The sequence below is a fragment of the Streptomyces sp. BV286 genome, from assembly GCF_019090165.1.
Classification (GTDB): Bacteria; Actinomycetota; Actinomycetes; order Streptomycetales; family Streptomycetaceae; genus Streptomyces.
In genome coordinates this window covers 31,489-52,195 of the sequence record NZ_JAHRIB010000152.1, presented here as the reverse complement: position 1 = coordinate 52,195, position 20,707 = coordinate 31,489, and the positions used below count along the sequence as shown (strand labels likewise).

Genomic DNA, 20,707 nt, shown 5'->3' with positions numbered 1-20,707 from the left:
ACCGGGCACGTCAGCGAGTGTCCAGCACTCCGATGATCCGCGCCACCGCCCTGACCATCGCCTGCCGCGCCACGACGAGGTACTTGCGTGAGTCGACCGCCTCGGGGTGTGCGGTCAGGAACTCCCTGATCGCGTCGGTCATCGCGATGTTGAGGGCGGTGCCCACGTTCACCTTGGTGATGCCGCCCGCGACGGCCGCCCGCAGTTCGGCGTCCGGGACGCCGGACGAGCCGTGCAGCACGAGCGGGACGTCGAGAGCCGCGTCGAGGCGCTTGAGCAGGTCGTGGTCCAGGGCGGCGGTGCGCGTGGTCATGGCGTGCGTGCTGCCGATCGCCACGGCCAGAGCGTCGACGCCCGCGTCGGCGACGAAGGCGCGCGCCTCGGCCGGGTCGGTACGGGCGCCGGCCGCGTGGGCGTCCAGCGGCGCCTGCCCGGTCTTGCCGCCGACCTCGCCCAACTCGGCCTCGATCCAGAGGCCTTGGGTGTGGGCCCAGTCAACGGCGGCCCGCGTCGCGGCAAGGTTCTCGGCGTAGGGAAGACGGGCGGCGTCGTACATGACGGAGCTGAATCCGGCGTCGGCCGCCTGTCGGAGCAGCTCGTCGCTCTCGACGTGGTCCAGGTGCAACGCGACGGGGACGGCCGCGTGTTCGGCCGCGGCGGTCGCGGCCCGGGCCAGCGGGAGGAGCCGTCCGCAGCGGAACTTCACGGCGTTCTCGCTGATCTGGAGGATGACGGGGGCGTTCGCCTCCTCGGCGCCGGCGACGACGGCCTCGACGTGTTCCAGCGTGATGACGTTGAAGGCGGCGACGGCGGTCCGCGCGGCGGCGGCCCGGGCGACCAGTTCGCCGGCTGCTTCGAGGGGCATGAACCGTCCCTTCAGGGCGTGGTGAGGATGACCGAGCGGGTGAGGTGGCGGGGCTCGTCGGGGTCCAGGCCCCGGGCTGCGGCGACGGCCACGGCGAGTCGCTGGGCGCGGACGAGTTCGGCGAGGGGGTCGAGTCCGCCTTCGACCCACAACGCCCCCGTGTCACGGACCTGTTGGGCCAGCCCGTCGGGTGCCTCGCCCAGCATCCAGGTCGCGGTGCCCGCGGTGGTGACACTGATCGGGCCGTGGCGGTACTCCATCGCCGGATAGGCCTCGGTCCAGGCCAGGGAGGCCTCGCGCATCTTGAGCCCGGCTTCGTTCGCGAGACCGACGCTCCAGCCGCGCCCGAGGAACGTGAACTGCGTGCAGTCGACGAGCCCTTCGGGCAGCGGCTCCGCCAGCGCGGTGCGGGCGTCGGCGACGACGGCGTCGGTGTGCAGGCCGAGGTGTGCGCGCAGCAGGGTCAGAGCGGTGGTCGCGAACCGTGTCTGTACGACGGACCGCTCGTCGGCGTAGTCGAGTACGACGACGTCATCGGCCGCCTGCATCACGGGAGTTCGAGGATCCGCGGTGATCGCGACCGTGCGCGTGCGCCCCTTCAGCCGGCCGAGCAGGTCGAGGACCTCCGTGGTGGTGCCGGAGCGGGTCAGGGCGATCACTCGGTCGTACGAGCGGCCGTGGGGGTATTCGGAGGCGGCGAAGGCGTCCGTCTCGCCCTGTCCCGCCTGTTCACGCAGGGCCGCGGCGGCCTGCCCCATGAACCACGAGGTGCCGCACCCGACCAGCGCGACACGCTCCCCCGAGGCGGGCAGCACGGACGCGTGCGCCGCTGCCTCGTCGGCGGCCCGTACCCAGCATTCGGGCTGGGCCACCAGTTCGTTCTCGACATGACTCACGCCGACCCCTCCCGATGGGATGATCGCCCTGCAGAATGATTACTCTTGCAAGATATAGCGAGATTTCAAGCATAATCAAGCATCCGGGACGGAAAACGACGTGCGCCAGGGGCGAGAGGGACGGCACGGGCAGGAGTCCGTGCCTGAGCGTCGGACTCCTGCAGGCCGGTTGGGGTGCCTATGAAGTGCACCGCATTGCGTGGAAGGGAGCCCTGCCGGCGGGGCGCGATGGCAGGATCGGCTGCGCGGTGAGAGCCGTACTCGCGTCAGCCGCTCCGGAGGGCGGACGCAGCGGGAAGAACGGGAAGCGGGACAACGCATGGCCAACGTCGTCGAGTTGACGTACTACCCCATCAAGGGGTGCGCCGGGACATCGGCGAGCGAGGCGCTGGTGACGCCCGCCGGTCTGGCGCACGACCGCAGCTTCATGGTCGTCAGCGAAGAGGGTGTGTACCGCACCCAGCGGCGCGATCCGCTGCTGGCGGTCGTCCAGCCCGAGATCACCGGCGACGGGTACCGTCTCAGGCTTCGTGCGCCCGGCCGCGAGCCCGTGGACATCGAGGTGGACACCGTCGGCGCCCCGCGACCGGTCGACCTCTTCGGCACCGCGTACCAGGGGATCGACCAGGGCGACCCGGCGGCCGTCTGGCTCTCGGACCTGCTCGGCAGCCCCAGCAGACTCGTGCGCGTGCCGCAGGAACACGACCGGGTGACCGGAGGGCGGACACCGGGCACCTCCGGCTACGCCGACAGCAGCGCGCTGCACGTGCTGTCGCGCTCCACCCTGGATCAGCTGCACCGCAAGCTGGCCGAACGCGGCGCGCACCCGTTGTCCATGGAGCGATTCCGCCCGAACATCGTGATCGACGGCTGGGACGAACCGCACACGGAGGACCGCGCCCACCGCATCACCGTCGGCGGGGCGGAACTGGGGTACGCGAAGCTCGCCATCCGCTGTGCCGTGACCCTGGTCGACCAACGGTCAGGTTCCAGAGCGGGTCCTGAACCACTCCGCACCCTCGCCGGATACCGCCGGGCGGCTGAGGGCGGAGTCGCGTTCGGCGCGAAGTTCGCGGTCCTGCGCACCGGCAAGGTGTCGGTCGGCGACGACGTGATCGTCAGCCGGTGGGGCGAGTCCGAACTGTAGCGCTGCATCCGGTCCCTACGGCGACCGCAGCCACCGCAGCCACCGCAGGGCCGTAGCGCTTGCGGTCCCTCGGTCACGTACGCGATCCCGTGGCCGACCGCAGCGATCACAGCAGCCGGTAGCGGCGTTCGGGGCGTCCCGCCGCCCCGTAGCGCAGGGACACGTCGGCGCTGCCGGTGGTGTGGAAGTGTTCCAGGTAGCGGCGGGCACTGACGCGGGAGACGCCGGCCAGCGTCGCGCACTCGGCGGCGGACAGCGTGCCCTGTGCGGTACGGAGCGTCCGCTTTATCAGCGCGGCCGTCTCCACGCTCATGCCCTTGGGCAGCGTACTGACGCGCGTCGCGGGTACGGCCGCTCCCGCCAGCACCCTGTCGACATCGGCCTGGCCGTGCACGACGGTCGCGAGCAGGCGGCCGCGCTGGACGGCGTAGCGCTCCAGCCTGGCCCGCAGGTCCTCGAACTCGAACGGTTTGAGGAGGTAGTCGACGACGCCGTGGCGGACGGCTCCGCGCACCGTGTCGGCCTCCCGTGCCGCGCTGATGACCATGACGTCGCAGTCATGGCCCGCGGTACGCAGCCGGGGGATGACGTCCAGGCCGAAAAGGTCCGGCAGGTACAGGTCGAGCAGGACGAGGTCCGGGTGCAGCTCGTCGACGGCGCGCGCGGCCTGCTCGCCCGTACTGGCGACACCCACCACGCGGAACGGCTCGACACGTTCGACGAAGGTCCGGTGGACCCGGGCGACCATGAAGTCGTCGTCGACCACCAGCACGTCGATCGTGTCGGCCGCCTCGGACGCCGCGGCCGCGCCGGCGGAACGGACCGCGGCGGCCGTGCCGGCACCATCGGCCCCGCGGTCCGCGACGGCCCGGGCAGCAGCGGTGGTCACGTCGGTGGCCCCCGCCGTGGTGGCGGCCGAACCGGGCCCGGGCGCTCCGTTCATCGTGTGGCTCCTTCCGCCACCGCGTCGGTGAGGTGGCTGACGGTCATGCGTGCGGTGAACATGGCCCCGTCGGGGGTGTTGGTCACCGAGATCTCACCACCGTGACGTTCGCAGACCAGACGGGTGAGCGCCAGGCCGATGCCGCGCTCGCCCTCCTGGGCCGCCTTGGTGGTGAAGCCGTGCGAAAACACCTCCCGGGCGAGTTCGGGCGCCACGCCGGGACCCGAGTCGCGGACCACGATCTCCACGCTGGAGGCGTCCTGCCTCAGCTCGACCTCCACCCAGGCCTCGTGGCCGTCGGGCTCGCGGGCGGCGGCCGCGACGGACGCGGCGTCCACCGCGTTGTCGACGAGGTTGCCGACCACGGTCGCCACGTCGGCGGCGTCCTCCGGGGTGAGCCGGTCGAGGGCGGTCGCGTCGGAGATCCGCAGACTGACCTTCCGTTCGGCCGCGAGGGAGGACTTGGCCATGAGAAGGGCGGCGACGGCGGTGTCGCGGACACGGCGGCTGAGCGTGACGTCAAGCGACTGGCGGCGCTGGTTCAACGCCCTGATGTAGCGCACGACTTCGTCCTGTTCGCCGATCTGGATCAGCCCCGAGATGGTGTGCAGCTGGTTGGCGAACTCGTGCGCCTGCGCGCGCAGCAGTTCGGAGGAGCTGCGGAAGGATCCGATCTCCCGTTCCAGCCGGGCCAGTTCGGTGCGGTCCCGCAGAGTGGTGACCGAGCCGAGCGGGCGGCCGTCCTTGGTGACGGTCATCCGGTTCATCACCAGGACGCGGCCGTGCCGGACGACGACCTCGTCGCGTTCGCCCGCCGCGCCGCTCCGGTCACCCGCCAGGACGTCCCGCAGCCGTCCCTCGATGCCGAGTTCGGCAAGACTGCGGCCCACGCAGTCCGCGGGGAGGTCGAGCAGACGCCGGCCCATGTCGTTGGCCAGGGTGAGCCGGTGCTGGGGGTCCAGGGCGATCACCCCCTCGGCGATCCCGTACAGCATCGCCTCGCGGTGCTCGGCCAGTCCGGCGATCTCGCGCGGCTCCAGGCCGAGGGTCTGCCGTTTGACGCGCCTGGCCAGCAGCCAGGAGCCGACCAGCCCGAGCCCGCTGGCTATGCCGAGGTAGGCGAGGAGGTACGAGGACGCCCCGCTCAGGCGCTGCCACACCGTCGGGTCGGCCTCGCCGATCATCACCGTGCCCAGGTGCTGCCCGAGGTTCTCCTGTGTCGCGCCGAGCACGGGCACCTGGGCCACGAGTTCACGGCTGCCGTCGAGCGTCAGTGAGCCGGTCCAGCCCCGGCCCTCGGCGGCGCCTTCTCCGAGGGGCAGCGGGTCACCGATCGCCGTGGGGTCGGTGGAGCTGACGATCCGGCCGTCGGCGTCGGCCACCGTCACCGAGGTGACCCCGGACTGTGTCTGTGTGGAGTTCACCAGCGGGGCGAGCGCTTCCTGCGGCGCGGGCCGCACGAGCTGGCTGCGGGTCAGGGGGTTGGCGGCCAGTTGCTCGGCGAGCGCGCTGACCCGGCGGCCCTCGACGCGGTTGAAGGTCGCCTCCGACTGCGCGAGGGAGACCGCGGCGACGGCCAGGAGCACCACGACGACGATGGCGAGCTGCAGCACCAGCATCTCGCCCGCGAGGGTCTGACGGCGGAAGGCGGCGACCACGGCGGACTCAATCTCTCGTGCTGACACGGCGTAGTTCGGCTCAGCTGCCGGGTCGCACCATCATGGCCCCCGCTCGCGGCCTGGAAAAGAGAAGGGACAGGAACGGGAGATGCGGGGCGGGTCCAGTGGTCGATGGCTGCTCGTGGGTGCCTGTGACAGTCGGCGGGTGTGAGGGGCGGACGGCTGGTCGCCGGGGACGAGAGCCGAGCGGCGGACGGTCGGCGGCCGCGGCAGGTGACACAAAGACCACAACCTCCGTTGGTTCCGGAAGAGAGACAGGCTCGGAGCGGCCGGGCAACATGTGGCCCACGTCACCCCGTCCCCCCGGGGCTCCCCGCACGCCAGTGCCCCTCTCCGTACTCCGTCCCCCTGCTCCGCGGCCCCTCCCCGCGTTTCCCGCAGCACCTCCTGCTCCTCTCCCCGTACCTCATCGACGTATCGACAGGTGGTGGAACTCGTGCGCCTGCGCACTCCCCTCGCCCTGCTCGGGGCCGCCGTGCTCGTGCTCGTGGGCCCTCCGCTGCTCACGTCCGGCAGCGACTCCGCGACCGGCACGCAGATCCCGGGCCTGCGCTTCATGGTTCCGAACACGCCCGGCGGCGGTTACGACATCACGGCCCGCACCGCCGCGAAGAACGCCGAGGACGCCGACCTCACGCACAACATCGAGGTGTTCAACCTGCCGGGCGCCGGCGGCACCGTCGGGCTCAGCCGGCTGGTGAGCGAGCACGGCAACGGCAAGCTCGCCATGTCGATGGGTCTCGGTGTCGTGGGTGCCGTCCGCTCCAACGACGCGCCCAAGACACTCGCCGACACCACCCCGATCGCCCGGCTCACCGAGGAGCAGGACGTCGTCGTGGTCGGCAAGGACTCCCCGTACAAGTCGATCGACGAGCTCATCGGCGCCTGGAAGAAGAATCCGGGCAAGCTTCCGGTGGGCGGTGGTTCCTCGCCCGGCGGGCCCGATCACCTCGCGCCCATGCTGATGGCGCGCGCCGCGGACATCGCCCCGAAGGACGTCAACTACGTGCCCTTCGACGGTGGTGGCGAGTTGCTCGCCTCGATCCTCGGCAACAAGGTCGCCTTCGGGGTGTCCGGCGTCGGCGAGTACCTCGACCAGATCAAGGCGGGCGAGCTGCGCGTACTGGCGGTCACGGGACCTGAGCGGGTCGACGAGCTGGACGCGCCCACCCTCAAGGAGTCCGGCTACGACGTCGACTTCACCAACTGGCGGGGCATCGTCGCCCCGCCCGGCCTGTCGGACGCCGAGCGCGACAAGCTCGTACGCCTTGTCGAGGAGCTGCACGACTCCCCCGAGTGGCGGAAGTCCATGGAACAGAACGGCTGGGACGACGCCTTCCTGACCGGAAAGAAGTTCAGCGACTTCCTCGACGCCGAGGACAAGCGCGTGGTTTCGGTACTGAAGGAGCTGGGACTGTGACGACGCCGACCACCGACATCTCCCCGACGCCCGCGGACGAGCGGCGCTCCTGGCTGCGCGAGCACTCCGAACTCGGCGTCTGCGTCATGCTGTTGGCGCTCGGCGTGCTGGTTCTGGCCGACGCGCTCACCATGGACGTCGACATCACCCAGCGCGGGCCCGTCGGACCGAAGACCGTGCCCGTGGTGGTGGGCGTCGGACTCCTGGTGATCGCCGCCCTGCTGGCTGTCGACGTCCTGCGCGGCGGTCGCGGCCAGGCGGAGGGCGGCGAGGACATCGACCTGTCCGAACCCGCCGACTGGCGCACGGTGTTGCTGCTCGCCGGGGTGTTCCTCGGCTCGGCCGTCCTCATCGAACCGCTCGGGTTCCCCGTCGCGGGCGCGCTCCTCTTCTGGGGCGCCGCCTTCGCACTCGGCAGCCGCCGGATCGACCGGGACCCGCTCATCGCGGCCGTCCTCTCCCTCGCCACCTACGCCATCTTCAACAACCTGCTCGGAGTACCGCTGCCGGGCGGCCCGCTGATGGGAGTGCTGTGACATGAACGCCCTCAACTCCCTGATGGACGGCTTCGGTACGGCTCTCACTCCCGTCAACCTTCTGTGGGCCGCGCTCGGCGTGCTGCTCGGTACCGCGATCGGCGTACTGCCCGGCATCGGCCCCGCGATGGCGGTCGCCCTCCTGCTGCCGGTGACCTACGGACTCGAACCGATCGGCGCGTTCATCATGTTCGCGGGGATCTACTACGGGGCGATGTTCGGCGGCTCGACCACCTCGATCCTGCTGAACACGCCCGGCGAGAGCGCTGCCGTGGTCGCGGCCATGGAGGGCAACCCCATGGCCAAGTCGGGCCGCGGCGCGCAGGCTCTCGCGGCCGCCGCCATCGGCCACTTCGCGGGCGGCCTGATCGGCACGATCCTGCTGGTCGCGCTCGCCCCGACGGTCGCCGACCTGGCCGTGGACATCGGTGCGCCGGACTACTTCGCCATCATGGTGCTGGCGTTCATCGCGGTGACGTCGGTGCTGGGCTCGTCGCGGATCAGAGGGCTCGCGTCGCTGCTCATCGGCCTGACCCTCGGCCTGGTGGGCCTGGACCAGATGACCGGCCAGCAGCGGCTCACCTTCGGTTCACTCCAACTCGCCGACGGCATCGACGTGGTGATCGTGGCGGTCGGTCTGTTCGCGATCGGTGAGGCGCTGTGGGTAGCGGCGCACCTGCGGCGCAGCCCCGGCGAACCGATCCCGGTGGGCCGGCCCTGGCTGGGCCGTGACGATGTGCGGCGGACCTGGAAGTCGTGGCTGCGCGGGCCGTTCATCGGTTTCCCGTTCGGCGCGATCCCGGCGGGCGGCGCGGAGATCCCCACCTTCCTGTCGTACGCGACGGAGAAGCGCCTGTCGAAACACCCGGACGACTGGGGCAAGGGCGCGATCGAGGGCGTGGCGGGACCGGAGTCTGCGGCGTCGGCCTCCGCGGCGGGGACCCTGGTGTCCATGCTGACCCTGGGTCTGCCGACGACAGCGGTCGCGGCCGTCATGCTGGCGGCCTTCCAGCAGTACGGCATCCAGCCGGGCCCGCTCCTCTTCGAACGCGAGCCCGAGCTGGTGTGGGGTCTGATCGCCTCGCTCTTCGTGGGCATGGTGCTGCTGCTCGCCCTCAACCTGCCGCTGGCGCCCGTATGGGCGAAGTTGCTGCGCATCCCCCGGCCGTACCTGTACGCGGGCATCCTGTTCTTCGCGGCGGTCGGCGCCTACGCGGTCGGCGGCGAGGTCATCGACCTGGTGATCCTCCTGATCATCGGCCTGATCGGGTTCGGCATGCGGCGGTACGGCCTGCCGGTGCTGCCCGCCGTCATCGGCGTCATCCTCGGCCCGAACGCCGAACAGCAACTGCGGCGCGCCCTGCAGATCAGCGACGGCAGCGTCACGGGCCTGGTCAACACGCCGTTCGCGGTGACCGTGTACGCGGTGACGGTGCTGCTGCTGATCTGGCCCCTGCTCAGGAAGCTCATGACGCGGGGCCGTGTGAAGGCCTGAACCGCCGCCGCTCCCGGGAGAGCGTGAAAGGCGACCGCGGTGGTGATGTCCACCGCGGTCGCCTTTCACGTGTCCGAAAGTCTTCGAACCTCAGCTGATGCCGTGCACGCGCTGAGTGGTCAGCTCGTAGCGGGCTCCGACGATGGTGAGTTCACCGGTCTTCACCTTGGCGGCGAGATCGGGGTCCGCCGCGAGCCGGGCGCGGACGAGCCGTACGTTGGCGTCGATCGTCGCGTCGATGCGCGCGGCACCCTCCTTGGCGCGATCGATGGCCGGGCTGATCTGGTCGGCCAGGTACTGGATGTGGTTGGGCAGTTTCTTACCCGACTCGTCAGCCTCGACGGTGGCCTTCACGGCGCCGCACGACTGGTGGCCGAGCACCACGAGCAGCGGGATCTGGAGTTCGAGCACGCCGTACGCGAGGCTGCCGAGGACGGCTTCGTCGAGGACCTGGCCCGCGCTGCGTATGGTCATCAGGTCGCCGAGGCCCTGGTCGAAGACCAGCTCCGGGGGCACCCGGGAGTCGATGCAGCCCAGTACGAGGGCGAAGGGGTGCTGGCTGGCCGTCAGCGCCTGCCGGACGGCCGGAGACTCGTCGGGGTGCCGCTCGCGGAAGGTGCGCCAGCGGCGGTTGCCCGCCTCCAGCTCCCGCAGTGCCTCCTCGGCGTTGGTGGGCCGCTTGCGTGCGGCAGCGGCGGGTGCCGCGGCCGCGGGTTCGGCGCCCATGGCCAGGCCGGCGCCGAGTGCCGTGGTTCCTGCGAGCGCGGCGCGCAGGAGGGAGCGCCGGCCGGGGATCGTCGCACCGGACGTCCGGGCGACGGATGCCGTCCGCTGAGCGCGGGCGGCTATGTGGGGTGTTGGGTCAGAGATCACGGACGGGAACGTACGTCCGAACAGTCGCTCCTGACTCGGGCTTACTGAATCATGGGGAAGCGTTGACGATTCATGGCCGAGCGTTGGCAAATCATGAGCGAGCGTTGAACTGTTCTTGGCAGCCACGAGAGAGATCCAGGTCGACCGAAGTCCAGGGATGGTCGGTGAGCACCTTGCCCTCCCTCGCCGCGTCGACTTAGCCTCCTTTTGTGCCGCCAATAAACAAAACCCGTGAGCACAACGCCGTGCCGGGCCGCCACAGCAGCGACCTCACCCGTCTACGCGTCGCCCTGACCGTCTTCTTCGCCCTCGACGGCTTCGTCTTCGCGGGCTGGGTCGTACGCATCCCCGCCATCAAGGAACAGACCGGTGCGTCCGCCAGCGCGCTGGGTCTCGCGCTGCTCGGCGTGTCCGCCGGAGCCGTCGTCACGATGATGCTCACGGGACGGCTGTGCGGCCGTTACGGCAGCCATCGCGTGACCGTCGTCTGCGGCGTCCTCCTGTCCCTGAGCGTCGCGCTGCCCCCGCTCACCCACTCCGCCCTCACCCTCGGCGCCGTCCTGCTGGTCTTCGGCGCCGCGTACGGCGGGATCAACGTGGCCTTCAACAGCGCCGCGGTCGACCTCGTGGCCGTACTGCGGCGCCCGATCATGCCGAGTTTCCACGCGGCGTTCAGCCTGGGCGGTATGGTCGGCGGCGGGCTCGGCGGACTGGTCGCCGGCTCCCTGTCTCCCGCACGGCATTTGCTGGGCCTGACAGTGATCGGCCTGTTGGTGACCGCCCTCGCCGGACGCGTCCTGCTGCGGTGCGAGACCCCGGAACCGGCGGCCGCCGACGAGCGTGGGGGACGCGGGGCGCGCGAGGTTCGAGTGCCGCGGAAGCCCGACACCCGGACCCGCCGACTGGTCGTCGTCTTCGGCCTGATCGCCCTCTGCACGGCGTACGGCGAAGGCGCCCTGGCCGACTGGGGCGCGCTGCACCTGGAGCAGGACCTGGGCGCCCGTCCTGGCGTCGCCGCGGCGGGATACACCTGTTTCGCGCTCGCCATGACGATCGGCCGGCTCACCGGGACCAGACTCCTGGAACGGCTCGGGCGGAGCCGGACCGTGGTCGCCGGCGGCGCCCTGGCCACCGCCGGAATGCTGCTCGGCTCGCTCTCGCCCTCCCTGTGGGCGGCCCTGCTCGGCTTCGCCGTCACCGGGCTCGGACTCGCGAACATCTTCCCGATCGCCGTCGAACGCGCCGGAGCGCTGGCGGGCCCCAGCGGCGTCGCCACCGCCTCCACCCTCGGCTACGGCGGCATGCTCCTCGGACCGCCCGCGATCGGGTTCATGGCGGACTGGTTCTCCTTGTCCGCCGCTCTCACCAGCGTGGCAGCGCTGGCGGCGGTGGCGGCCACCATCGGGTACGCGACCCGACGGGCGACGCAGGCCGACATCTGACCGCCCGACGTACCCGAGCCGCCGTACTCCCGACCGGGCCGACACGTCAACGGCTCGCCTGCTCCCGACCGACGGCACGCGGCGCCCGGCAGGCGGCAGGCGGCAGGCGGCAGGCGGCAGGCGGCAGGCGGCAGGCGGCAGGCGGCAGGCGGCAGGCGGCAGGCGGCAGGCGAGGGTGCGCACGCACGCGCCGCGCGACACCCCGGTACGGAACGCACGCGCCCCGTACCGCCGCTGCTCAGCCGCGCACGGCACAGTGGTACCCACCGCACCCGATGCATCGGAAAGTTGATGTCATGACCGACAAGCTCACCGTCAGTGTCCTGGGCACCGGAATCATGGGCGCCGCGATGGCCCGTAACCTCGCCCGGGCCGGGCACTCCGTCCGGGCCTGGAACCGCAGCCGTGACAAGGCCGAACCGCTCGCCGCCGACGGCGCGCACGTCGCCGGCACGCCCGCCGAAGCCGTCGAGGGCGCCGACGTCGTCCTGACCATGCTGTACGACGGTCCTGCCACGCTGGACGTGATGCGGCAGGCCGCGCCCGCCCTGCGCGCCGGCACGGCCTGGGTGCAGTCGACGACCGCCGGCATCGAGGGCGTCGGCGAACTGGCCGCATTCGCCCATGAGAAGGGCCTGGTCTTCTACGACGCGCCCATGCTCGGCACCCGACAGCCCGCCGAGGCAGGCCAGTTGCTCGTCCTCGCCGCCGGGCCGAGCGACGGCCGGCACGCCGTGACGCCGGTCTTCGACGCGGTCGGTGCCCGTACGGTGTGGACCGGCGAGGACTCAGCGGCGGGCACCGCCACCCGTCTCAAGCTCGTGGCCAACAGCTGGGTCCTCGCCGCCACCAGTGCGACCGGCGAGGTCCTCGCCCTGGCCGGGGCCCTGGGCGTGGATCCGCAGAGCTTCTTCGACGCCATCGCCGGCGGTCCGCTCGACATGGGATATCTGCACGCCAAGAGCGCTCTGATCCTGGAGGACCGGTTGTCCCCGGCGGCCTTCGCCGTGTCCACCGCCGCCAAGGACGCCCGCCTGATCGTCGAGGCCGGCGAGCAGCACGGGCTCCGCCTCGACGTCGCGGCCGCGAGCGCCGAGCGGTTCGAGCGCGCCGCCGCGCAGGGTCACGCCGACGAGGACATGGCCGCCGCGTACTTCGCGAGCTTCGACGAGAACTCCGGGAACTGAATCTCGGAGTGCGGATGCGGCCGGAGGGAGGCCACCCGCCACCTCCCTCGGAGTCCTCTCCGTCATGCACACTTCCCCCATGGAGATCACCGAGTTCGTTCAAGTCCTGGACCAGGAGGGCCGAACGCTGGCCGCGGCCGCCGAGAAGGCCGGGCCGGGCGCCGAGGTGCGTACCTGCCCGGACTGGGAGGTGCGGGACGTACTGCGGCACACCGGAATGGTGCACCGGTGGGCCACGGCGTTCGTCGCCGAGGGACACACGTCGTACCAGCCGGACGGCGGCCTGCCGGACCTCGACGGCGCAGAACTGCTGACGTGGTTCCAGCGCGGGCACCGGCGGCTCGTCGACACGCTCACCGCCGCGCCGCCCGACGTGGACTGCTGGACCTTCATGCCCGCCCCGTCACCGCTCGCGTTCTGGGCTCGGCGGCAGGCCCACGAGACGACCGTGCACCGGGCCGACGCCGAGTCCGCGCTCGGCGGCGAACCGAGCCCGATCGCCGTGGACTTCGCGGTCGACGGCATCGACGAGTTGCTGCTCCGCTTCCATGCGCGCGACAAGAGCAGGGTGCGTTCGGACGAGCCACGCGTACTGCGGGTCCGGGCCACGGACACGGACGCCGTGTGGACCGTACGCCTGTCGTCCGGGCCGCCCGCGGCCGAGCGGGGTGAAGTGGCGGACGCCGACTGCGAGTTCACGGGCACGGCCGCGCAGCTCTACCTGGCGCTGTGGAACCGTCGGCCCGTCCCGGGCGTGACGGGGGACGCGTCACTCGCGACGCTGTGGCGCGAGAGGTCGGGCGTCACCTGGAGCTGAGCGACCGGCCGTCAGGGTGCCGGACGGAGTAGGACAAGGGCCGCCGGCACCGGCACCGGCACCGGTCAGTCCTGGGCCCCGCCGGCCAACATCCGCCCCAGCACCGCTCGTTGCAGTGGCAGCACCTCGCCGTGCAGGGTGCGCCCCTTCGGCGTGAGGGACACCCGCACGCCCCGGCGGTCCTCCGGGCACATGCAGCGCTCCACCAGGCCGTCCTTCTCCAGGCGGCCGATCAGCCGGGACAGCGCACTCTGGCTCAGGTGCACCCGCTCGGCGATCTCCTGGACCCGATAGGCGAGCCCGCCGTCGGCGGGTGTACCCGCGGCCAGTACGTCGAGGACCTCGAAGTCACTGGCACCCAGGCCGTGTTGGTGAAGCGCACGGTCAAGTTCGCACAGGGTGCGGGCGTGCACCGCGAGGATGTCGCGCCACTGGTCCACGAGCCCCTGCTCGGCCTTCTCGACAGCCGCCATGGCCGCACCCTAGCAAAAATCCAACTTTGTTGCATCGGAATTAAATGCCCTTGCATTGAATGCATGCGCATGTACTGTGTGGCGCATGACCTCTCCGCTCACCTCCCCCGCGGCCCAGGGGCGCTGGACGCCCCGCCTGTGGGGCACCCTTCTGGTGCTCTGTGCCGCGATGTTCCTCGACGCGCTGGACGTGTCGATGGTCGGTGTCGCCCTCCCGTCCATCGGTTCCGAACTCGACCTCTCCACCTCGACCCTGCAGTGGATCGTCAGCGGCTACATACTCGGTTACGGCGGCCTGCTCCTCCTCGGCGGCCGCACCGCGGACCTCCTCGGCCGCCGTCAGGTCTTCCTGGTGGCCCTCGGCGTCTTCGCTCTCGCCTCACTGCTCGGCGGACTCGTCGACTCCGGCCCCCTGCTGATCGCGAGCCGGTTCATCAAGGGCCTGAGCGCCGCGTTCACCGCGCCCGCCGGCCTGTCGATCATCACCACGACGTTCCCGGAGGGCCCGCTGCGCAACCGCGCCCTCTCGATCTACACGACCTGCGCCGCCACCGGATTCTCGATGGGCCTCGTCCTGTCCGGGCTGCTCACCGAGGCCAGTTGGCGCCTGACCATGCTGCTGCCCGCCCCCATCGCGGTCATCGCCCTCGTCGCCGGTCTGAAGCTCATTCCGCGCAGCGAACGCGACCGGACCCACCGCGGCTACGACATCCCCGGCGCAGTCCTCGGCACCGCCTCGATGCTGTTGCTCGTCTTCACCGTCGTCCAGGCACCCGAGGTGGGCTGGACCACGGCCCGTACGCTGCTGTCGTTCCTCGCGGTCGCGGTCCTGCTCACCGTCTTCGTACGCGTCGAGCGGCGCAGCCCGAGCCCGCTGATCCGGCTGGGCGTGCTGCGCTCGGGCAACCAGATCCGGGCCCAGCTGGGCGCCATGATGTTCTTCGGCTCGTACGTCGGCTTCCAGTTCCTCGTCACCCTCTACATGCAGTCGCTGCTCGGCTGGTCGGCTCTGCACACCGCGCTCGCCTTCCTGCCCGCGGGCGCCCTGGTGGCCCTGTCCGCGACGAAGATGGGCGCGATCGTCGACCGGTTCGGGACACCACGGCTCATCGTGGCGGGCTTCGCCCTGATGGTCGTCGGCTACGCGCTGTTCCTGCGCGTCGACCTGGACCCGGTGTACGCGGCGGTGATCCTTCCGTCGATGCTGCTGATCGGCGCGGCCTGCGCGCTGGTCTTCCCGTCGCTCAACATCCAGGCCACCAACGGCGTCGACGACCACGAGCAGGGCATGGTCTCGGGCCTGCTCAACACCTCGGTGCAGGTGGGCGGCGCGATCTTCCTGGCGATCGTGACGGCCGTCGTGACGGCGAACTCCTCCGGCGGTTCCTCACCGCAGGCGGTCCTCGACAGCTACCGGCCCGGCCTGGTCGTGGTGACCGCGGTCGCCCTGGCAGGCCTGCTGATCACGGCCACCGGGCTGCGCGGGCAGCGTACGCGGCAGACGACGATCCTGGTCGCCAAGTCCGACCCTGCCGCGGACACCGAGAGCGTCCCGGAGACCGGGGCTGATCGGACGGAAGAGCTCGTGCGGGAGGACGGGCGCGTGGCGGCCCGCGACTGATCCCGTCATCGAGGTCGTGCGCCCGGTGGGCTTCCTTGCCCACCGGGCGCACCGCTGTGACACTCCAGGCATGGAACACACCGGGGGACGACGGACCCAGTCCGAACGGGACGCCATCACCGTGGAGATCGGATACGCCTTGGCCAGCGCCGTGTTCGCCGCGGCGGTGGTGTTCGGTGTCGTCGTCGGTCCCGCTCTGCTCTTCGATCTGCCGGACGGCGTCGAGGGGGTCCTGCTCCCTGCCGGGACAGCACTCGCGGCCGTCCTCTTCCTCCTGCGGGTGGTCTCGGTGCTGGTCCGGTTCCGGCAGGGGCCTCAGCCGAGCCAGCCGGGCCGTACGAGCCCCGACTCGTAGGCGAGGACGACGAGTTGGGCACGGTCGCGGGCACCGAGCTTCACCATGGTGCGGCTGACGTGGGTCTTGGCCGTCAGGGGGCTGACGACGAGACGCCGTGCGATCTCGTCGTTCGTCAGCCCGATGCCGACCAGCGCCATCACCTCCCGCTCCCGCTCGGTGAGTCCGGCGAGCGCGTCCGCGGCCGCCGGTTCCTTCGAGCGGGCCGCGAACTCGGCGATCAGACGTCGCGTCACACCCGGTGAAAGCAGCGCGTCCCCTTCGACCACCGCCCGCACTGCACGCAGGAGTTCGTCCGGTTCGGTGTCCTTGACCAGGAATCCGGACGCCCCGCACCGGATCGCCTCGAAGACGTACTCGTCGAGCTCGAAGGTGGTCAGCATGACGACCCTGACGTCCCGCAGGTCCGGGTCGTCGGTGATACGACGGGTCGCGGCGAGACCGTCGAGCGACGGCATCCGGATGTCCATCAGGACGACGTCGGGGCGCAGTTCGCGTACTCCCCGCAGGGCTTCCTCCCCGTCGGCGGCCTCGCCGACCACCTCGATGTCCGGCTGGGCGTCCAGGAGCGCCTTGAACCCCGCACGGACCAGTGACTGGTCGTCGGCGAGCAGTACGTGGATCACCGGTCCTCCTTGAACTCGCGGGACTCTGCGGACTCTTCGGGCGCCGGGGGCCCCGCGGACGTCGAGGGTCTGCCGGGCTCCGAGGGCGTCGCGGGTTGCGAAGATGTCTCGGGTTGCGAGGACGCCTCGGGCTGTGAGGAACTGCCGCGCTTCACGGGCTGCACGGGCCGCACGGGCGATGCCCCCGGCGTCCCGAGGGCGTTCCTCAGAGGCAGCACCGCCAGAACCCGGAAACCGCCCTCCTCTCGCGGTCCGGCCTCGATCGTGCCACCCAGGGCCGCCGCACGCTCCCGCATTCCGGCCAGTCCGTTGCCGCTGCCGCCCGCGTCCTCGCCGGTCGCCGGGCCGTCGTCGTCGACACGCAGCCGCAACGCGTCGGCCGTGCGGTCGACCCGCACACGCGCGTGCCGTGACCCCGAGTGCCGTACGACGTTGGTCAGCGCCTCCTGGACGATACGGAAAGCGGCGAGATCGGCACCCGGCGACAGCTTCCGGTCCCCGCCCCGGTACTCGACGGCGACGGTCAGCCCTGCGCCCGCGGCCTGTTCCACCAGTTCGGGAAGCCGGTCGAGCCCGGGCGCCGGGGCGCGCGGCGCGTCTCCGGGCGTGCGGAGCGTGTCGAGCACCTGACGCACTTCTCCCAGTGCCTCCTTGCTCGCGGCCTTGATGGTCGTGAGCGCGGTGCGGGCCTGCTCCGGGTCGGAGTCGAGCAACGCGAGACCGACGCCCGCCTGGACGTTGATGACCGAGATGCTGTGCGCCAGGACGTCGTGCAGTTCGCGGGCGATGCGCAGCCGTTCCTCGTCGGCGCGCCGCCTGGCTGCCTGTCTGCGCTCCGCCCGGTCGCGGTCCCACTGCTCACGGCGGACGCGGGCGAGTTCGGAGACCGCGAGGATCGCCACGATCCAGGCGGCGATGGCCACCTCGTCACCCCACGAGGAGGCCGGGTCGCCCTTCGGCGGCAGCCACCGGTAGAACGCGTGCCCCACCAGGAGATGGACCGTCCACAACGTGCCGAGCGCGGCCCAGGCCGCCCGGCGGTGCCCCGCCACGACCGCGCTGAAGCAGGCGAGCGCGACCGTGAGGAAGATCGGCCCGTACGGGTATCCCACGCTGAAGTAGACAAGAGCCGAGGCCGAGGTGCCGTACATCACGAGCACCGGGTACCGCTGCCGCCACAGGAGCAGGAGAGTGCCGGCGAGGAGCAGGACCCGGGCCAGGGCGTCGAGCTGCTCCCGCTCGGGCTGTCCCTCGGCGGCGAAGTTGCTTCCGACGAGGACGAACAGGGTGAGGAGCAGCGTCGAGCGCCAGGGCAGCCGAGGGCGTCGGACGCCTTCTTCCTCCTCGTCGCGGTGGTTCCACCACGGTGGCCCGGGCCACCGGCGCCCCGGTGGTCCGCCGCGGGTCCAGGGAGGTCCGCACCGGCGTGTGCGCTGCTCGTCCATGCCGGCCACGCTAGACGCCACGGGCCGCCGGGGTCGTCAGCCGGGCGAGGTGATCACACGTACTCCCGGCGGAGTACCCGCGCCCGGTCCGGCGACGGTCAGCGGTCGAGCGCTGTCAGGGCACGCCCCGCCATCGGATGCGTACGCACCATCTCGCCCAGCGAGGTGGAGCCCCGGGTGATGCCCGTGAACGCCTTCCACGCGGGCCTGAAGCCCGTGAGCGCGGCGTGGAACACCCCGGGCCGCCGCTCGAAGATCGCGAGCATGCGCTTGCCGATGCTCATCTCCACTCCCAGCCCTGCCTTGATCGCGAAGGCGTAGTTCAGCGCCTGGCGACGGGCGTCCACCGCGTCGTGCGCTTCCGCGATCCGCACCGCCCACTCCCCCGCGAGCCGACCCGAACGCAGCGCGAAGGAGATCCCCTCACGGGTCCACGGCTCCAGGAGCCCCGCCGCGTCCCCGCACACGAGCACCCGGCCCCGTGACAGCGGCGAGTCGTCGGCGCGGCAGCGTGTCAGGTGCCCGGACGAGATGCTGGGCTCGAAGCCGGCGAGGCCGAGCCGGGCGACGAAGTCCTCCAGATACCGCTTGGTGGCGGCGCCTTCGCCCCGCGCCGAGATCACTCCGACGGTGAGGGTGTCGCCCTTGGGGAACACCCATCCGTAACTGCCGGGAAGAGGGCCCCAGTCGATGAGGACCCGCCCCTTCCAGTCCTCCGCGACCGTCTCCGGCACCGGGATCTCCACCTCCAGGCCGAGGTCGACCTGGTCGAGCTTCACCCCGACGTGTGCTCCTATGCGGCTGGCGCTGCCGTCCGCGCCGATCACGGCCCGCGCCAGCACCGTCTCCCCGTCCTGGAGGACCACGGCCACCGTGCGCCGGTCGGGGACCGCCGAGCCGTGCTGCTCGACCCGCGAGACCGTCACCCCCGTACGCAGTTCGGCGCCCGCCTTCTGCGCGTGCTCGACGAGCTGCTGGTCGAACTCCGGCCGGTTGATGAGCCCGAAGAGCATCTGCTTGGAACGCCGGGTGCGCGCGAACTTGCCGTCGAGCGAGAACGTGACCGCGTGGACCCGGTCCTGCAGCGGCAGCTCGAACCCGGGTGGCAGGGCGTCACGGGTCGGTCCGATGATGCCGCCGCCGCACGTCTTGTAGCGGGGCAGTTCCGCCTTCTCCAGCAACAGGACGCGACGCCCCGCGACCGCTGCCGCATAGGCGGCCGAGGCGCCCGCGGGCCCCGCGCCGACGACGACGACGTCCCACACCCGCTGTGCGTCGTCCGAAGAGTTCTCGCTGCTCACGATGGTCTGCTGCTCCGATCCAGCCGCCTGCCGCATCTGCTCCACGCATCCTACGGCCGCGTCCGGCGTAGACCGCTGTGGGAGGATCGGCAGCGTATGCGACGCGCACACCCGTACCGCGTGCATCGCCCCCGTACCCACCCGTACAACGTCGCACCCATGAGGAGCGTGCCCATGTCGTCGAATCCGGTCGCCGAGACCGTCGCCTCGCTGATGCCCAGGGCGAAGGCGGAACTCACCGAGCTGGTGGCCTTCAAGTCGGTGGCGGACTTCGACCAGTTCCCCAAAAGCGAGAGCGAGGGCGCCGCGAACTGGGCGGCCGACGCACTGCGTGCCGAGGGTTTCCAGGACGTCGCCCTGCTCGACACACCTGACGGCACACAGTCGGTGTACGGCTTCCTGCCCGGTCCCGAGGGCGCGAAGACCGTCCTCCTGTACGCGCACTACGACGTGCAGCCGCCGCTCGACGAGGCCGGCTGGCAGACGCCGCCGTTCGAGCTGACCGAGCGGGACGGGCGCTGGTACGGGCGCGGTGCGGCCGACTGCAAGGGCGGCCTGGTCATGCACCTGCTGGCGCTGCGTGCCCTCGGGGCGAACGGCGGTGTCCCGGTCCACGTCAAGGTGATCGTGGAGGGATCGGAGGAGCAGGGCACGGGTGGCCTGGAGCGGTACGCCGAGGAGCACCCCGAGCTCCTCGCCGCAGACACGATCGTCATCGGCGACGCCGGGAACTTCCGGGTCGGCGTGCCGACGGTCACCGCCTCGCTGCGCGGTATGACGCTCCTGCGCGTCCGGGTGGACACCCTCGAAGGCAACCTGCACTCGGGGCAGTTCGGCGGCGCGGCGCCCGACGCGCTGGGCGCGCTGATCCGCGTCCTCGACTCGCTGCGTGCCGAGGACGGCTCGACGACGGTCGACGGGCTCACGGGCACCTCGCGGTGGGACGGTCTGCAGTACGACGAGGAGCAGTTCCGCAAGGACGCCAAGGTCCTCGACGGTGTCGGGCTGATCGGCTCGGGCACGGTCGCCGACCGCATCTGGGCGCGGCCCGCCGTGACGGTGCTCGGCATCGACTGCCCGCCGGTGATCGGCGCCACCCCGTCCGTGCAGGCGGGCGCCCGCGCGCTGGTCAGTCTGCGCGTGCCGGCGGGCGTGGACGCCGCCGAGGCGACCAAGCTGCTCCAGGCCCACCTGGAGGCGCACACCCCGTGGGGTGCGCGGGTGAGCACCGAGCAGATCGGTCAGGGGCAGCCGTTCCGCGCCGACACCGCCAGCCCCGCGTACGCGGCGATGGCGGAGGCGATGAGCGCCGCGTACGACGGCGCCGAAATGCAGTACGCGGGGCAGGGCGGCTCCATCCCGCTGTGCAACACGCTCGCCTCCCTGTATCCGCGGGCGGAGATCCTGCTGATCGGGCTGAGCGAGCCGGAGGCGCAGATCCACGCCGTGAACGAGAGCGTGTCGCCCGAGGAGCTGGAGCGGCTCGCCGTCGCGGAGGCGCTGTTCCTGCGGAACTACGCGGCGAGCTGAGCGAGTTCGCCGGGCACGGCCCACACCGCGGGCGGCCCGGCGCCCGACAGGCACGG

General features: G+C 71.5%; 19 protein-coding genes. 10 read left to right on the top strand and 9 right to left on the bottom strand.

Annotated features, from left to right (window positions below; all coding sequences use genetic code 11):
• Positions 1-10: 10 nt before the first annotated feature.
• Together KUF83_RS26135 and KUF83_RS26130 are read right to left on the bottom strand one after the other, a co-directional pair.
• The gene (locus tag KUF83_RS26135; RefSeq protein ID WP_217457377.1) at positions 11-865 is read right to left on the bottom strand and encodes a class II fructose-bisphosphate aldolase; all 855 of its coding nucleotides are present in this window, start codon (positions 863-865) and stop codon (positions 11-13) included.
• An 11-nt stretch (positions 866-876) separates the two neighbouring features.
• A complete protein-coding gene (locus tag KUF83_RS26130; RefSeq protein WP_217457376.1) occupies positions 877-1,761 on the bottom strand; it encodes an SIS domain-containing protein in 885 nt (294 codons plus the stop codon).
• A gap of 319 nt (positions 1,762-2,080) precedes the next feature.
• Between KUF83_RS26130 and KUF83_RS26125 the strand changes: the two genes are divergently transcribed.
• On the top strand, positions 2,081-2,908 hold the full coding sequence (locus tag KUF83_RS26125; RefSeq protein ID WP_217457375.1) for an MOSC domain-containing protein: 828 nt from the start codon (positions 2,081-2,083) through the stop codon (positions 2,906-2,908).
• Between the two features lie 106 nt (positions 2,909-3,014).
• Here the strand turns inward: KUF83_RS26125 and KUF83_RS26120 are convergent, their stop codons facing one another.
• On the bottom strand, positions 3,015-3,851 hold the full coding sequence (locus KUF83_RS26120; RefSeq protein ID WP_217457374.1) for a response regulator: 837 nt from the start codon (positions 3,849-3,851) through the stop codon (positions 3,015-3,017).
• Positions 3,848-5,509: an ATP-binding protein gene (locus tag KUF83_RS26115; RefSeq protein WP_217457373.1), complete on the bottom strand. Its 1,662-nt coding sequence runs from the start codon at positions 5,507-5,509 to the stop codon at positions 3,848-3,850. Before KUF83_RS26115 ends, KUF83_RS26120 begins: the two co-directional genes overlap by 4 nt.
• A 457-nt stretch (positions 5,510-5,966) precedes the next feature.
• Here KUF83_RS26115 and KUF83_RS26110 point away from each other — a divergent pair, with 457 nt between their 5' ends.
• Genes KUF83_RS26110 through KUF83_RS26100 form a run of 3 tightly spaced genes read left to right on the top strand, consistent with a single transcriptional unit; the run spans position 5,967 to position 8,981 of the window.
• Positions 5,967-6,950, top strand: a complete 984-nt coding sequence (locus tag KUF83_RS26110) for a tripartite tricarboxylate transporter substrate binding protein (protein WP_217457626.1) — start codon at positions 5,967-5,969, stop codon at positions 6,948-6,950.
• Positions 6,947-7,486, top strand: a complete 540-nt coding sequence (locus KUF83_RS26105; RefSeq protein WP_217457372.1) for a tripartite tricarboxylate transporter TctB family protein — start codon at positions 6,947-6,949, stop codon at positions 7,484-7,486. The genes KUF83_RS26110 and KUF83_RS26105 overlap by 4 nt, the downstream gene beginning before the upstream one ends.
• Before the next feature lies 1 nt (position 7,487).
• Entirely contained in the window at positions 7,488-8,981 is a 1,494-nt protein-coding gene (locus KUF83_RS26100) for a tripartite tricarboxylate transporter permease (protein WP_217457371.1), read from the top strand.
• Between the two features lie 90 nt (positions 8,982-9,071).
• Here the strand turns inward: KUF83_RS26100 and KUF83_RS26095 are convergent, their stop codons facing one another.
• Positions 9,072-9,854, bottom strand: a complete 783-nt coding sequence (locus KUF83_RS26095; RefSeq protein ID WP_374106163.1) for a carbonic anhydrase — start codon at positions 9,852-9,854, stop codon at positions 9,072-9,074.
• A 209-nt stretch (positions 9,855-10,063) separates the two neighbouring features.
• Here KUF83_RS26095 and KUF83_RS26090 point away from each other — a divergent pair, with 209 nt between their 5' ends.
• The 3 genes from KUF83_RS26090 (at position 10,064) to KUF83_RS26080 (ending at position 13,300) form a co-directional block, all read left to right on the top strand.
• Positions 10,064-11,296 carry an MFS transporter gene (locus KUF83_RS26090; protein WP_374106162.1) on the top strand — a complete coding sequence of 411 codons (1,233 nt, stop codon included), beginning with the start codon at positions 10,064-10,066 and terminating at the stop codon, positions 11,294-11,296.
• Complete coding sequence (locus KUF83_RS26085; RefSeq protein ID WP_308403148.1) at positions 11,194-12,483, top strand: NAD(P)-binding domain-containing protein; 1,290 nt, start codon at positions 11,194-11,196, stop codon at positions 12,481-12,483. The genes KUF83_RS26090 and KUF83_RS26085 overlap by 103 nt, the downstream gene beginning before the upstream one ends.
• Positions 12,484-12,562: 79 nt before the next feature.
• Positions 12,563-13,300 (top strand): maleylpyruvate isomerase family mycothiol-dependent enzyme, encoded by a 738-nt coding sequence (locus tag KUF83_RS26080; protein WP_217457369.1) that lies wholly within the window; start codon positions 12,563-12,565, stop codon positions 13,298-13,300.
• Between the two features lie 65 nt (positions 13,301-13,365).
• Here the strand turns inward: KUF83_RS26080 and KUF83_RS26075 are convergent, their stop codons facing one another.
• Complete coding sequence (locus KUF83_RS26075; protein WP_217457368.1) at positions 13,366-13,773, bottom strand: MarR family winged helix-turn-helix transcriptional regulator; 408 nt, start codon at positions 13,771-13,773, stop codon at positions 13,366-13,368.
• 85 nt (positions 13,774-13,858) lie between these two features.
• Here KUF83_RS26075 and KUF83_RS26070 point away from each other — a divergent pair, with 85 nt between their 5' ends.
• Positions 13,859-15,394, top strand: a complete 1,536-nt coding sequence (locus KUF83_RS26070; RefSeq protein ID WP_254644394.1) for an MFS transporter — start codon at positions 13,859-13,861, stop codon at positions 15,392-15,394.
• Positions 15,395-15,464: 70 nt separating this feature from the next.
• Positions 15,465-15,749 (top strand): DUF6332 family protein, encoded by a 285-nt coding sequence (locus tag KUF83_RS26065; protein ID WP_217457367.1) that lies wholly within the window; start codon positions 15,465-15,467, stop codon positions 15,747-15,749.
• Here the strand turns inward: KUF83_RS26065 and KUF83_RS26060 are convergent.
• The 3 genes from KUF83_RS26060 to KUF83_RS26050 form a co-directional block, all read right to left on the bottom strand.
• Positions 15,710-16,375, bottom strand: coding sequence for a response regulator transcription factor (locus KUF83_RS26060; protein ID WP_217457366.1), 666 nt, complete (start codon positions 16,373-16,375; stop codon positions 15,710-15,712). The two genes, KUF83_RS26065 and KUF83_RS26060, sit on opposite strands and share 40 nt — an antisense overlap.
• Complete coding sequence (locus KUF83_RS26055; protein ID WP_374106173.1) at positions 16,372-17,829, bottom strand: histidine kinase; 1,458 nt, start codon at positions 17,827-17,829, stop codon at positions 16,372-16,374. Before KUF83_RS26055 ends, KUF83_RS26060 begins: the two co-directional genes overlap by 4 nt.
• An 89-nt stretch (positions 17,830-17,918) precedes the next feature.
• A complete protein-coding gene (locus KUF83_RS26050; RefSeq protein WP_217457365.1) occupies positions 17,919-19,121 on the bottom strand; it encodes a geranylgeranyl reductase family protein in 1,203 nt (400 codons plus the stop codon).
• A gap of 174 nt (positions 19,122-19,295) precedes the next feature.
• Here KUF83_RS26050 and KUF83_RS26045 point away from each other — a divergent pair, with 174 nt between their 5' ends.
• Positions 19,296-20,651 (top strand): dipeptidase, encoded by a 1,356-nt coding sequence (locus KUF83_RS26045; protein ID WP_217457364.1) that lies wholly within the window; start codon positions 19,296-19,298, stop codon positions 20,649-20,651.
• Positions 20,652-20,707 lie beyond the last annotated feature (56 nt).

Excerpts from the sequence above, each read along its gene's own strand:
- KUF83_RS26045 (WP_217457364.1), top strand. The coding sequence starts at position 19,296 with ATGTCGTCGAATCCGGTCGCCGAGACCGTCGCCTCGCTGATGCCCAGG.
- KUF83_RS26125 (WP_217457375.1), top strand. The coding sequence starts at position 2,081 with ATGGCCAACGTCGTCGAGTTGACGTACTACCCCATCAAGGGGTGCGCC.
- KUF83_RS26100 (WP_217457371.1), top strand. The coding sequence starts at position 7,488 with ATGAACGCCCTCAACTCCCTGATGGACGGCTTCGGTACGGCTCTCACT.
- KUF83_RS26070 (WP_254644394.1), top strand. The coding sequence starts at position 13,859 with ATGACCTCTCCGCTCACCTCCCCCGCGGCCCAGGGGCGCTGGACGCCC.
- KUF83_RS26120 (WP_217457374.1), bottom strand. The coding sequence starts at position 3,851 with ATGAACGGAGCGCCCGGGCCCGGTTCGGCCGCCACCACGGCGGGGGCC.
- KUF83_RS26065 (WP_217457367.1), top strand. The coding sequence starts at position 15,465 with ATGGAACACACCGGGGGACGACGGACCCAGTCCGAACGGGACGCCATC.
- KUF83_RS26080 (WP_217457369.1), top strand. The coding sequence starts at position 12,563 with ATGGAGATCACCGAGTTCGTTCAAGTCCTGGACCAGGAGGGCCGAACG.
- KUF83_RS26075 (WP_217457368.1), bottom strand. The coding sequence starts at position 13,773 with ATGGCGGCTGTCGAGAAGGCCGAGCAGGGGCTCGTGGACCAGTGGCGC.
- KUF83_RS26135 (WP_217457377.1), bottom strand. The coding sequence starts at position 865 with ATGCCCCTCGAAGCAGCCGGCGAACTGGTCGCCCGGGCCGCCGCCGCG.